13 protein-coding genes and 1 tRNA gene are annotated in these 13,101 nt (G+C 37.1%); 9 read left to right on the top strand and 5 right to left on the bottom strand.

Annotation, left to right across the window (positions count from 1 at the left end):
* Positions 1-37 precede the first annotated feature (37 nt).
* The 5 genes from CFPU101_RS20665 (at position 38) to CFPU101_RS20680 (ending at position 4,437) form a co-directional block, all read left to right on the top strand.
* On the top strand, positions 38-298 hold the full coding sequence (locus CFPU101_RS20665; RefSeq protein WP_206817213.1) for a Txe/YoeB family addiction module toxin: 261 nt from the start codon (positions 38-40) through the stop codon (positions 296-298).
* A 205-nt stretch (positions 299-503) separates the two neighbouring features.
* Positions 504-1,772, top strand: a complete 1,269-nt coding sequence (locus tag CFPU101_RS20670; RefSeq protein WP_206817214.1) for a competence/damage-inducible protein A — start codon at positions 504-506, stop codon at positions 1,770-1,772.
* 176 nt (positions 1,773-1,948) lie between these two features.
* Positions 1,949-2,083: a hypothetical protein gene (locus CFPU101_RS26050; RefSeq protein WP_277988785.1), complete on the top strand. Its 135-nt coding sequence runs from the start codon at positions 1,949-1,951 to the stop codon at positions 2,081-2,083.
* Between the two features lie 34 nt (positions 2,084-2,117).
* On the top strand, positions 2,118-2,567 hold the full coding sequence (gene aroQ / locus CFPU101_RS20675; RefSeq protein ID WP_206817215.1) for a type II 3-dehydroquinate dehydratase: 450 nt from the start codon (positions 2,118-2,120) through the stop codon (positions 2,565-2,567).
* A 121-nt stretch (positions 2,568-2,688) separates the two neighbouring features.
* Positions 2,689-4,437, top strand: coding sequence for a ShlB/FhaC/HecB family hemolysin secretion/activation protein (locus CFPU101_RS20680; protein WP_242578139.1), 1,749 nt, complete (start codon positions 2,689-2,691; stop codon positions 4,435-4,437).
* A 60-nt stretch (positions 4,438-4,497) separates the two neighbouring features.
* Here the strand turns inward: CFPU101_RS20680 and rpmA are convergent, their stop codons facing one another.
* From rpmA to CFPU101_RS20700, 4 genes are all read right to left on the bottom strand, one after another.
* Positions 4,498-4,773 (bottom strand): 50S ribosomal protein L27, encoded by a 276-nt coding sequence (rpmA, locus tag CFPU101_RS20685; RefSeq protein ID WP_206817217.1) that lies wholly within the window; start codon positions 4,771-4,773, stop codon positions 4,498-4,500.
* A 35-nt stretch (positions 4,774-4,808) separates the two neighbouring features.
* The gene (gene rplU / locus CFPU101_RS20690) at positions 4,809-5,198 is read right to left on the bottom strand and encodes a 50S ribosomal protein L21 (RefSeq protein WP_206817218.1); all 390 of its coding nucleotides are present in this window, start codon (positions 5,196-5,198) and stop codon (positions 4,809-4,811) included.
* A gap of 150 nt (positions 5,199-5,348) precedes the next feature.
* Positions 5,349-5,433, bottom strand: a tRNA-Ser gene (locus CFPU101_RS20695).
* Positions 5,434-5,461: 28 nt separating this feature from the next.
* Complete coding sequence (locus tag CFPU101_RS20700; protein ID WP_206817219.1) at positions 5,462-6,382, bottom strand: TIGR04168 family protein; 921 nt, start codon at positions 6,380-6,382, stop codon at positions 5,462-5,464.
* A 179-nt stretch (positions 6,383-6,561) separates the two neighbouring features.
* On the opposite strand from CFPU101_RS20700, the gene CFPU101_RS20705 reads away from it, so the two are divergent.
* Entirely contained in the window at positions 6,562-9,084 is a 2,523-nt protein-coding gene (locus tag CFPU101_RS20705; RefSeq protein WP_206817220.1) for a sigma 54-interacting transcriptional regulator, read from the top strand.
* A 302-nt stretch (positions 9,085-9,386) separates the two neighbouring features.
* A complete protein-coding gene (locus CFPU101_RS20710) occupies positions 9,387-9,719 on the top strand; it encodes a hypothetical protein (RefSeq protein ID WP_206817221.1) in 333 nt (110 codons plus the stop codon).
* Positions 9,720-9,780: 61 nt separating this feature from the next.
* Here the strand turns inward: CFPU101_RS20710 and CFPU101_RS20715 are convergent, their stop codons facing one another.
* Positions 9,781-10,530, bottom strand: a complete 750-nt coding sequence (locus CFPU101_RS20715; protein ID WP_242578140.1) for an alpha/beta fold hydrolase — start codon at positions 10,528-10,530, stop codon at positions 9,781-9,783.
* A 308-nt stretch (positions 10,531-10,838) separates the two neighbouring features.
* On the opposite strand from CFPU101_RS20715, the gene CFPU101_RS20720 reads away from it, so the two are divergent.
* Positions 10,839-11,420, top strand: coding sequence for a hemerythrin HHE cation-binding protein (locus tag CFPU101_RS20720; RefSeq protein ID WP_206817222.1), 582 nt, complete (start codon positions 10,839-10,841; stop codon positions 11,418-11,420).
* A 159-nt stretch (positions 11,421-11,579) separates the two neighbouring features.
* The gene (locus tag CFPU101_RS20725; protein WP_206817223.1) at positions 11,580-13,097 is read left to right on the top strand and encodes an efflux RND transporter periplasmic adaptor subunit; all 1,518 of its coding nucleotides are present in this window, start codon (positions 11,580-11,582) and stop codon (positions 13,095-13,097) included.
* The last annotated feature ends 4 nt before the right edge of the window (positions 13,098-13,101 follow it).

A 13,101-nucleotide genomic window follows, 5' to 3' on the forward strand; every position in this document is an offset into this window, starting at 1 on the left:
ATTTAAAAGCTCAAAAGTTTAGACGGGAGTTACTTGAGTGAATTTGATTTTTTCAGATGATGCTTGGGATGATTATTTGTATTGGCCGGAAACAGATCGAAAAACTCTTAAGAAAATTAATGCACTGATTAAAGAAATTAAACGTACTCCTTTTGAAGGTACAGGAAAGCCAGAAGCTCTTAGATATGAATTTTCAGAGTTTTGGTCAAGGCGTATTAATGATGAACATAGAATTGTGTATAAAGTCGAGGAAAATGCAATTTTTTTGATACAAATGAGATACCACTATCTGAAATAACTTATAAACTTGTCATGTATTACATAGATGATAACTGATAATTAATCATTAAATTTTCCGAACAAGTGATATAAATAGTTACAGTTATTGCTCAATCAAAAAATTATGCACTCTTAATGAAAATCACTCTCAAACTAAGAGTTAAAGGAGAATGTCACTCTTTTACGCGACAATGGTTTAAGGGATTAGTCGGATAGATGTAATTATGAGTGTAGAACTAATTTGTGTGGGAACGGAATTACTGTTAGGAGATATTTTAAATAGTAATGCTCAGTATTTAGCTCAAGAATTTGCAAGACTCGGCATCTCGCACTACTATCAAAGTGTAGTCGGTGATAATATTGGTCGCATTCATCAAGTGATTGATTTAGCGTGTCAAAGATCTTCTATTTTAATTTTTACAGGGGGTTTAGGCCCGACTCCCGATGATTTAACGACAGAAGCGATCGCATCTTATTTTAATACACCCCTGATTGAAGATACCGAGGTTCTTCAAGATATTCAACATAAATTTAACTCGATTGGGCGAGTCATGACCCCCAGTAATTGCAAACAAGCTCTCATTCCTCAAGGTGCAAGTGTACTATCTAATCCCTCTGGAACGGCACCAGGGATGATTTGGCAACCGCGACCGAATTTAATTATTTTGACTTTTCCTGGTGTTCCTTCAGAAATGAAACGGATGTGGCAAGAAACAGCCGTCCCTTACTTAAAAAAACAAGGATGGGGAAAGGAAATTATCTATAGTCGTTTGATGAAATTTCGCGGTATTGGAGAATCGGCACTCGCTGAAAAAGTGGGGGATTTACTCAATTTATCTAATCCTACTGTCGCTCCTTACGCTTCGATGGGAGAAGTTAAACTAAGAGTATCCGCAAAAGCAAAATCTGAAACGGAAGCTATTACCTTAATTGAACCTGTTGCCCAAAAAATTCGAGAAGTTGCAGGATTAGATTATTTTGGTTCAGATACAGATACACTCGCTTCGGTGGTTGGACAACTTTTGCGAGAAATGAAACAGACTCTTAGTGTCGCTGAATCTTGTACAGGTGGCGGTTTAGGAGCAATGCTGACTACGATTGCTGGTAGTTCAGATTACTTTTATGGTGGTGTGATTTCCTATGATAATCGGATTAAAATCGCACTTTTGGACGTAAATAAAGATGATTTAGCAGAATATGGTGCCGTGAGTGAGATTGTTGCCCAACAAATGGCTAAAGGAGTCAAAAATAAGCTAGGAACTGATTGGGGAATCAGTCTTACAGGAATTGCGGGGCCAGGTGGAGGAAGTGATGTAAAACCCGTCGGACTGGTTTACATTGGTTTTGCGACTCCAGATGGTGGAGTAGAAGCGCACGAATATCGTTTAGGACAACAAAGAGAACGGGAAACCATTCGTTATCTGAGTTCTTGCATTGCTCTTGATGGTTTACGTCGTCTACTGATAAAAAAATTAGAAAAAAATTGTAATTAATCCTACCCTTCGCTAAGAAACATATGTTAATCTTTATGTAGAAGACACTTACTATTACCCAGCTTGTCCCCTTGAGAGTTGTAACACTGATTATCAAACTATTTTTGATAAAACGTATTCACTTTAAACAAGCTAATCAAGATCACTCTTTCTACAGTAGAGGAGCAGTCTGACCGATGGACTACATAGACCAATTGTTGGAAAAGATTAGAGAATGGGCGCGCAGAATCGTTGAAACCCTTTTCGGCCCTGAAGCAGAACCCGAACCCGAATTAATTCCAATTCCTGTGAGAGAACCTCGACAACGCTAACCCCGATCACATAAGATAATAAAGATAAAATATTTTGGAAAAGTATAGTATTTTGGTCTTGCACGGGCCTAACCTTAATTTGTTAGGAAAGCGAGAACCGAATTTATACGGGAGTCTTACGCTGGATGAAATTAACCTTCTCTTAACTGAGGAGGCTAGTTCTTTAGGAGTGACCCTAGCAACGCTACAATCAAATCATGAAGGGGTGTTAGTCGATGCCATTCATGAAGCTTGGGGAATTCATCAAGGAATTGTGATTAATGCAGGTGCGTATACTCATACGAGTGTAGCAATTCGAGATGCTTTATTAGGAGTAAAAATCCCTGCTGTAGAAGTTCATTTAAGTAATATTTATCAACGCGAAAGTTTTCGCCATCATTCATATATTGCACCTGTAGTGATAGGTCAAATTAGTGGTTTTGGTGCAGATAGTTATAAATTGGGTTTAAAAGCGATCATCAATTATTTACATTCTGTAACTTAGAGTGGGTTTGTCGTGATGATGTTTTAGGTGTTAAGTGAAGTTGAACCTACATTAATTAACCGCAGAAAGCGTAGACCTATATGTATGATTAAATTTAGTTGTTTACCTAACCCAAAAAATTGTGAATATTTTGAGGCAAAATGTCGCCCTACTCAGCCTAGGGATTCAATTTTTATGGCTTTTTGTTATTTTTTATACAGACAAAACTATAGCTCAGAATGTATTAAAAAGTGAGCAAATTTCTCAAATTCCTCCGAGGGTGATTCCCCCAAGACCGACAGCGCCACCGTTACCTATACCGCAACCCTTACCCGAAGTACCTTTAGAAACACCTTCCCCCAGTCCTCCCATCACTCCCGAACTGCCTCAAATACCAGGTAATATTACGGTTAGTCAGTTTATTTTTGAGGGAAATACGGCTTTTAGTAACGAAGAACTGACCGCAGTCACTGCACCTTTTATAAATCGTCCGATTACTTTCGCAGAACTCCTACAAGCTGAAGCGGCTATAACAAAATCTTATACGAATGCAGGGTATATTAATTCTGGTGCCATTATTCCAGCTAACCAAACTTTAAATCAAAATGCTGCGATCGTCAAAATTCAAATTATTGAAGGTGGTCTAGAAGATATACAAGTAACTGTCGATGGACGACTCAAAAGCGAATATATTAGGAGTCGTTTAGCATTAGCCACAACAAAACCACTTAATCAAAATCGTTTATTAGAAGCTTTACAATTATTACAACTTAATCCTCTTGTTGAAAATATCTCAGCCGAGTTGTCTACAGGTTCGCGTCCAGAACTGAGTTTATTAACCGTTCGCGTTAAAGAAGCAGATACTTTTAATATGGAATTAGTAGCAGATAATGGCAGAAATCCTAGTGTAGGAAGTTTTCAAAGAGGACTGCGTATTATAGAAGATAATGTACTCGGTTATGGTGATGGTTTTTTCTTAGAGTACATCAATACTAACGGCAGCAATAACCTTGATCTACGTTATAGCATCCCGATTAACCCACGCAACGGTACAGTGATTTTAGCAGGTGGCATTAATTATTCAAGAGTCATTGAAGATCCCTTTGATGAACTTGATATTACGGGGAATTCCGCTTATTTTGAGCTAACAATACGACAACCTGTAATTCAAACGCCTAAACATGAATTTGCTTTAGGGGTAACTGCTTCACATCAAGAAAGTAACAACGAAATTTTAGGGATTAATTATCCGCTTTCACCAGGTGCCGACGAAAACGGACAAACTCGTATTTCTGCCCTACGTTTTTTTCAAGAATGGTTACAACGCAGCCCTCAAGATGTATTAGCGGTTCGTTCTCAATTTAATGTCGGTCTTGGTATCGGTTCTACTGTTAATGCACATTCTCCCGATAGTCTGTTTTTTAATTGGCGCGGACAAGGACAATATGTAAGGCTTTTAGCACCAGATACATTATTTGTAATACGTTCTGATCTACAATTGGCGGATCGAGCCTTAGTACCTTTAGAACAATTTGCTGTAGGTGGTTTGTATAGTGTGCGCGGCTATCGTCAGGACTTGCTATTAACTGATAATGGCTTTTTTACAACTGCGGAGGTACGTCTCCCGATTTTACGGGTTGCAAGTATTAAAGGAGTATTACAGGTTGTGCCATTTGTCGATTTTGGCGTTGGTTGGAATAATGGAAATAACCCAATTCCTACTCCAAGTCCAAATACTTTAATCGGTGTTGGTTTAGGTTTACAATGGCAAATGAGCGATCGCCTAACAGCCCGTTTTGATTGGGGAATACCTTTAACGAAGGTAAATCAAAGTAATGATTCTTTGCAAGAACAAGGGTTATATTTTTCGTTGAATCTCAGTTTGTTTTAGGATTAATATTATCGTTCAAGAGTAGAGACGCGATATATCACGTCTCTACAAGATCTAATTTTAGCCTGCTACAGCTTCTTGAGCAACGGGATAGACGCTAACTTTATACCGTTTTCTGTCTTTGTGTTCAAAGGTTACTACACCATCAGTTAAAGCATATAAAGTGTAATCTTTGCCACAACCGACATTAATACCAGGATGAACGCTACTACCACGTTGACGGATAATAATATTACCAGCTTTAACAACTTGTCCACCATAACGCTTGACACCTAAACGTTTGGCTGTAGAGTCACGTCCGTTACGTGTACTACCTGTACCTTTCTTATGAGCCATTTTTTTCTCCTTTGATTATTTTAAATTGATGTTTGTTATTCTTCTTCTGTAGACGCATCAGTTAAGACAACACGTCTTAGATCTGTTTCTACCATAGCTAAAACTTCACCATTAACGCTAATCGAGTTAATCATAAAACGGGTTAACTCCTGACGATGACCCCGTTTTTTGCGGGTTTTCTTTTTGGGTTTCATTTTGTAGATGAGGATTTTTTTGCCTCTGCGGTGGTCTAAAACCGTTCCTTCAACCACTGCACCTTCTACAAAAGGTTGTCCTACCGTTATTTCATCATCATGACTGATTAAAAGAACTTTATCAATCGCTAAAGTTTCGCTTGCTTCAACGTGTAAACGTTCTATATCGTAAAAGCGTCCTGGTTCTACTTTTAGCTGTTTGCCACCAGTTTCAATAATTGCGTAACTCATAAAAACACTTCTCTTTCTGATTTGCCGTACAGGTATCTAAATCAAGTTTGATCTAGAATTTGCCCATGCCTGAACCTGATCCGAGCAGGACTTAGACACACAATCTACAATTATCTAACATTTGTAACAACTTTGTCAAGTTTTCTTCAACGGAGAGGGAGAGATTCGAACTCTCGGAAGGTTTCCCTTCACTCGATTTCAAGTCGAGCGCATTAGACCACTCTGCCACCTCTCCAAAGATCAGTATTATAACAAAAATTGAACTAAACTGCTTGAGGAATATTTTCTTGTGTCGAGTAAATTAATTTTTGATCATATATTTGATATTCTAAATTCACCCAAACTAGACTTACTTGTGTAACTTTTCCTTGTTCAAGGGTCACAATCGAGTAATTTCGCAGTTTTTGCCCATTTTTTTCTATGATACGCGGAACTCTAGCCGCATTCAAGTAAATTGTTTCTAAATCGCTCTGAATTTGTGTTCTGAGTTGAGTTTGGGTATGCCTCAGACGATGGTGCATATGTCCAAACGTAACGAGGGGAATGTTTTTACCCATTTGTCTAGTAAGTGCGATCGCTTCAGCAAAATCTGGATCACCGTGATCTCCCCCAATGGGTTGCCAGTCTTTCCCACAAATATCCTCTGCTTGTTCACCGAGTCCAGAAGGGCCATTATGCCCTAAAAATATCAGTGTATCAAATGCTGTTTGTTCTACCTGTTCTATAATCTTAGCGGTAGACTCAGTAAAATTCTTGATACCGTAACGAGTCTGGAGAAACGTTTTATTTTTCCAGTCAGAACCACCCCAACTAAAAGGACGACTTCCGACAATGGATAAACCAAACTCAGGAAAATCTAGTTTTCCATATCCCACATGAGCCTCTGCTAATAAATTTAATTGTTCTTGTACCCAGTCTTCCTTATCATGATCGTAGGGCGATTGTTTGCGTCCCCATGATGAAGCGGTATACCAAGCGTCATGATTCCCCATGATAGCCGCTTTAGGCAGGTCTAAAGACGCGATTTTACGCACAATATTAACAGATTCGTTACCAAAATCACCCACAAATAAAACTAAATCGACTTCTAAGTGTTTGAGGGTGAGATTATCTTGTTCTTCCCATTGATCGTGGATGTCTCCAACAACTGCAATTTTAATCTGATTTTTTAACTGACTGGTCATTCCTTTGATGAGGTGCAATTTAATATTCTTTTGTATCCTATCATTCCTCAAAGGCTGTGTCAGGTTTAATGGCTACTTGACTTGACTAAAAAAAATAGCCGCTAAAATAATTAAACCCAATAAAGTTAAAGGTACCCAAAAGGCAGATAATTCAATCATTAAAGTATTCATTTAAAAATATGTCTTCTCATGATATTGTAACTTGGCTAAAAGAACGTACTCATCTAACTGTTTTGAGTGATGAGGTTTTAAATGCGATCGCAACTCAACTCGAACAACAAACAATACCTATTTATCAAGATTTAGCGGTAGAAGATACTATCCCTGATGGTATATATATTCTTCGTTCGGGATGTCTAGAAAGTAATAGTAAACAGTTTCGGTCTTTGGGTTTAATTCAAGGCTCTATCATCAATATTAAATCAGTCTTACTCAACCAACCTTCATTAGAAACTGTAACGACTTTAAGTGAATCTGATGTCTGGTTTCTTAGTTCACTAAAATTACAAGAATTAGTTAAACAATACTCAGAAATTTCTCAAGCTTTTTCACAGCAACTCGCTAAAGAACTCGAAGAAATCTCACAGAAATTAAATTTTGAACAAGAACGACAGAATTTATTAAGATCCTATGTTGTTCCTCGTGCCAAACGGGGGATTGTGGGCAAAAGTCGTTATGCTGAAAGATTAAGATCTGATATTAAACAAGCCTTTCAAAGTCATCAAAATGTTTTAATTTTTGGTGAACCAGGTCTAGAAAAAGACAACATAGCTGCTTTAATTCATTATGGTTCTGCGTGTCGTCATCAACCCATTATTAAAGTAAATTGTTCAACGCTTAAAGTCAATGGTGTAGAATTATTTGGTCAAGAGGAAGGAAAAATAGGATTATTAGAAGCATTAGAAGAGGGTACATTAATTTTAAATAATATCCAAGAACTTCCAAAAGAATTATTTCCCTTTCTTATTGAATTACTTAAAACCAATACATTTAAACCAGTTAGTCGCTTTAATCAATCAGCTTCAGACAAAATAAGTCAAGCTAGAATCATTATGATTTCTGAAAAAACTTTACCAGAAATAGATCCACTGGTTGGACATTTGATTAAAGTACCACCTTTACGAGTCAGGAAAGCCGATATAGAAGACCAAGTTAAATATTATATTAATATACTTTGTCAAAGAAAAGGAGTTAAACGCCCCATTGTTACACCAGAAGCAATCCGAAAATTACAAGCTTATGATTTTCCTAATAATTTAAGAGAATTAGAAAGTTTAGTCGAACGTTCACTGATTCAATTAGGCGGAAATAAGGTTATTACTGAAGAAATTATTTGGCCCTCACAAAATAAGAAAAAACAATTTCGTCTCAATTTATTAAATACTTATCCTAGATTACGTCAATTCTTGAGGAGTTCTTGGTGGACAGATTATATTAATTATCGCTTTACAACTTTTGCTTTTGCGATTGTTGTTATTCTTCTATTTATCGGGCCACAAACTAGAGATAAAAATTTTGCATTAAACTTATTTTGGGCTTGGTGGTGGCCATTAATTTTAATTGGTTTTCCTTTTGTCGGTCGTGTTTGGTGTTCGGTTTGTCCTTTTATGATTTATGGAGAAATAACACAAAAACTTTCTTTAAGGTTATTTCCTAGACAATTAAAAAAATGGCCTCGACAAAGTGCTGAAAAATGGGGCGGCTGGTTTTTATATGGTTTATTTGTTTTAATTTTACTTTGGGAGGAACTTTGGAATTTAGAAAATACAGCTTATTTATCTTCTTGCTTATTGTTATTGATTACTGCGGGTGCGGTGATTTTTTCCAGTATTTTTGAAAGACGATTTTGGTGTCGCTATTTATGTCCTATTGGTGGCATGAATGGGATGTTTGCTAAACTGTCAATGACCGAATTAAGGGCGCAACAGGGAACTTGTTCTGCTGAATGTACGACTTATCAATGTTATAAAGGTGGGCCCCAAAAAGGTGAAGGAATGGAAACAGATGGTTGTCCTTTGTATTCTCATCCTGCACAATTAGAAGATAACCGCGATTGTGTTTTATGTATGACTTGTTTGAAAGCGTGTCCTCATCGTTCAGTAGAATTTAATTTACGGTTTCCAGGGATTGAATTATGGACTACTCATGCCGCTAGAAATTATGAAGTAGCATTACTTTTTTTATTACTAGGGGCTGTATTTTTACATCATTTATCTGAAATTATCTTTCGACTAAAGATAAATTTGAATTTAGAGATATTTTGGATTCATGCAGTGATTTCAACGATTGTCTTATTATTTCCTGTAGTTCTCCCTTTTATGGCTCAAAAAGTCATTAGAATTTTTGCTCAAACCAAAAAAGCTTGTAAATCACTTTCATTTATTCAATTAGCTTACGGTTATTTGCCTTTAGTTTTAATGGGAAATCTTGCACATTATTTAAAATTATGGCTAGGTGAAGCAGGGAAAATTTTACCTGTTACTTTGGCAACTTTTGGTTTATCGGGTGAAGGTTTACCGATTTTTGTCGCTCATCCTGCTGTTATTTCTTTTTTACAAGGTTCAGTCCTCATCATAGGTGTAATTACGTCTATTATCTTGACGCAAAAGATAGCTAAACAATCTTTTAAATTACTAATTCCTCAGCATTTATCTGTTATTTTAATTACTTTGATGCTTTGGCAAGTTGTCGTCGGATTTTAAACGGTATTTATACCTTTGCGGTTAAAAATCATTGATAATTATTAATTAATTTAATATTAATTTAGGTTAAAGATAATCTTTTGCAATAAAATATTTTATATAGTGCTAAAGATAGATTGAAGTGACCTCATCTCAAGCCCCTCCATTAAAGAATTTCATGTTAATTCGCCATTTTAGTACAATATGACGAGTTTCATCTATCTAAAGGCTTATTTACTTAATCAAATTATTCTCAATAATTTTAAAAAAGAATAGTTAAAGCAAAACTGTTTAAACTTACTCATAAATTGATGGAGATTTTTATGACAATTTCAGATCAAGTACAACCCGAAAGTGTACGCTTAGATAACCTGCGCAATGACATCCTCTATTACCTGCTCAATAAAGTTAAACACAGTGAGCAAGGTCAAGATGTGAGTTTTTCTGCTGAAGATTTCGGAGAAAAAACAGTTAATAAAACTGAAGTACTCGAACATCTAGACCATTTGATCAAAGAAGAAGCAAATCAAGGTGAAATAGATAAAGAGGCAGGTAGCCAATCATCTGAGGAGATGTCTTTTTTAATAACCTGTAAAAACGCTCTTATTACTTCTAAAGGAGAAAATTTGGCAAAAGTTAAGTATTTTAAAGTGTAAATTATAATTAATATTTATGCTCTAAAATTTCAAATCTTCTATATCAAGTTGCCTTTAGTCATTATGTTTTAGGTGCAGCTTGATATAGATTAGTTTGAGACATGGCTAAACATTTAGGATGGATAGATTGCCAAAATTTAAGAATCTGAGATCCCACTTGTGGAGCTTGGAAAAAGTGAAAGAAATGTCGTCCTTCTCGACAGGTTAACAAACAATCACCCTCTTTTAACCACGTGTTCCAACTTTGTAAAGCGTCAACATCTACAATCGGATCATCATTACTACCATAAATCATTAAAGGAACTGGGATATTACCCGGTTGAATACTTATCTGTTTAAATAGAGAGTGGGGCGAGAGTGAACATTCTAAATCTTGTTCTAGAAGAGTAACTAAATCTTGAAGAGTTTGTTGATCCTGATAACCAAATAAATTATACACCATCGTTTTAAAAAGCTTTTCACGGTTCATGAAGAGACGATGTGTATAATAATGCGCTTGCCAATCTATCGCCGCATCACTCCCCACTGCTAACAGGGTTAAAGATTTGACAGTATTAGGATAGAGACGGGTGTAAAGAAAACCGAGTAATCCAGATGTACTATGCCCAATTAAGTGAACTGGCTGCTCTAGTAAATGGATATATTGATGAAGTTGAATAATCGCTTCATCAAAGGAACAAGCTTTATCCTGATTTTGTTGGTAGTTCCACTGAGTAACAGTAGCTTGACGCGATAGATAAGAAAGCAAGGGATGAGCAAAACACTGTAAACTCGGACTTGTATTTAACCAAACGCCATCAGGTGAAGTCATTATTTTTTGTTCCTTGAGAGGGATTAACATATTTAGCTTTCCATTTTCAACATAAAAAAGGCTGATCTTTTCAATTTTGTTACAATCTGATACAAAAAAAATTATTGAGAATATTTAAGAATTATTTTCAATTAGTATAATCGATACTGCTCCTGAGTTAAGTGATAACTTGATCAAGTTGTAAGTGTTTCAGACACTTATTTCAAATAATCTTAACTCATAATTGAGAATCTATCTTAAGAAGGTTAGCTGAAAAAGCTATAAATGCGATGCTGAAGTTGTTCTGAATTTTTTGAGGAAAATCAAGTATGGTTGTGACACTGGATAATACCAAGCGTCAAGCGATCGCTATGGAATTAGCGGATCTTAAAGCACTACAAGAGTTATTGATTGCTAATGAGCAAAAACTACTACCGATCGCGGGCAGTGACACAGAGATCCAAAATCGCTTGAATGATTTTTTAAGAGATGATCAAGAAAATTTAAACGTGATTAACGGCGTTTTAGGTAAATTAGACGGCGGTAGCGTACAACCTAGAGATACAATGGATCAATATATTGAGCAAGTGAAGCGATTGATGGATGGCGATGAGCTAACTCCCTATCAAAAATTCTCTGCTCATGAACGGATTAAGCATCAAACAGTTATGACGGGCTTAATTGTTCACAAAGCTTCACAAACAATTGAAGATAATGAGTTGAAAGATGCGATCGCTCCTTTAAATCAAGTTAACTTCAAAAATCGCGCTCATCAAGAACAACTCAAAGGCATTTTGGAAGTTTTAGGAACCCGCGAACTGACTGGAAAAGATCCAGATCAAAGCGTCTGGGCAAGAACACAAGATGCAGTAGCGGCATTACGAGGCGTTTTTGATGGATTAACCCAATAATTGATTCATTACCTGAAAAAACGGTATAGATTAATCGTCTTTACCGTTTTTGTTTTTTCTATCAAAAGAGATAACTAAAAAGCTGTCAAAAAATTTATATTGCTTAATGTATTAGAATATAAAACATATTTTTAATCTGCGTCACCATTTAGAGGGACTATGCAAGATCCCAAACTATCAAAGCCGTCTCAGTCGTGGGAATCATCTGAGCAAGCACCCTCATATCCAGCAGCCAATAAACGTCAGAAATGGCTACCGATAGCAGGCATTATCTTATTAACGATTGGCGGTGTTTGGGGATGGAATAGCTGGAAAACGATTCAAAATGCGGGTAATGATCAAACTTTAGCGGGGCAACCTCCTGCTATGCCCGTTAAACTGATGACCGTTCAAGCAGGAACCGTAGAAGACAAATCTGAAGTTCTTGGAACCCTAGAAGCGAATCGCGCTGTAACTATTAAATCAGAAGTAGCAGGACGCATTAGTAATATTTTAGTCAAAGAAGGCGATCGCGTACAAGCAGGTCAAGTTCTTTATCGACTCGATAGCGAAGATTTAGAGGCGCAACTTTTAGCAGACAGAGCCAAACTCGAAAATGCTAGAGCCAGACTCACACAACTCGAAGCAGGGAACCGAGTAGAAGATATTGCAGAAGCTCAAGCTCAACTTAGAGAAGCTCAAGCACGTCTGATTAATGCCAAGTCTGGCGCACCTTCTGAAGAAATTGCTCAAGCACAAGCACAATTAGCCTCAGCACAAGCGAGTGCCGATTTAGCTAATCAAAGAGTTAGGCGTTACTCTACTTTAAGGCAAGAAGGCGCAATCTCTGAGGATCAGTATCAAGAATACCTCACCACACAACGTAATGCTAACGCCGCAGTCCAACAAGCCCAACGCCGAATTACTGAACTACGTAAAGGTAGGCAGTCGGATATTAATGAATTAGCTGCTAGTGTGGAACGAGAAGCCCAAAACCTGAGACGAATTGAAAGCGGTTCTCGTGTTGAAGAAATTGCTCAAGGACGAGCCGATGTTGCTGAAGCCACCGCACAAGTTCGACTCGCACAAGTCAATGTTAATAAAACACGGGTTGTTGCGCCAATTTCTGGAAAAATCGGCGATATTCCGACAAAAATCGGCGATTATGTTGATGATACAACTGAACTAACCACGGTCACAGCTAATGATGATTTAGAACTCAATCTATCTATTCCTTTAGAACAAGCGCCTAGACTACGAGTTGGTTTACCTGTAGAAATTTTAGATGCTCAGGGTAAAGTTGCGGCTACAGGAAGGATTAATTTTATTTCACCAGATGTTAATTCCAGTTCGCAATTAATTTTAGCCAAAGCCGATATCTCAAATCTTAATGGCTCATTATTAAACCGTCAGTTTATTGAAGCTAACGTAATTTGGGATCGCAAAACAGGAATTTTAGTACCAACGGCAGCAATATCACGTTTAGGGGGACAAACCTTTGTTTATGTGGCTCAAAAAGTACCAGCAACCGAGGGAAAACCCGAACAAACGATCGCAAAACAACGCCCTGTCAAACTTGGTAGTTTACAAGGTAATAATTATCAAGTCTTAGAAGGCTTAAAAGCTGGAGAAACGATTATCACAGCAGGTTTACTTAATGTCGCTGATGGCGTACCCATTCAACCCATGCCACAATAGGGCC

This window comes from Chroococcus sp. FPU101, assembly GCF_017312365.1.
GTDB lineage: Bacteria > Cyanobacteriota > Cyanobacteriia > Cyanobacteriales > Microcystaceae > Chroococcus.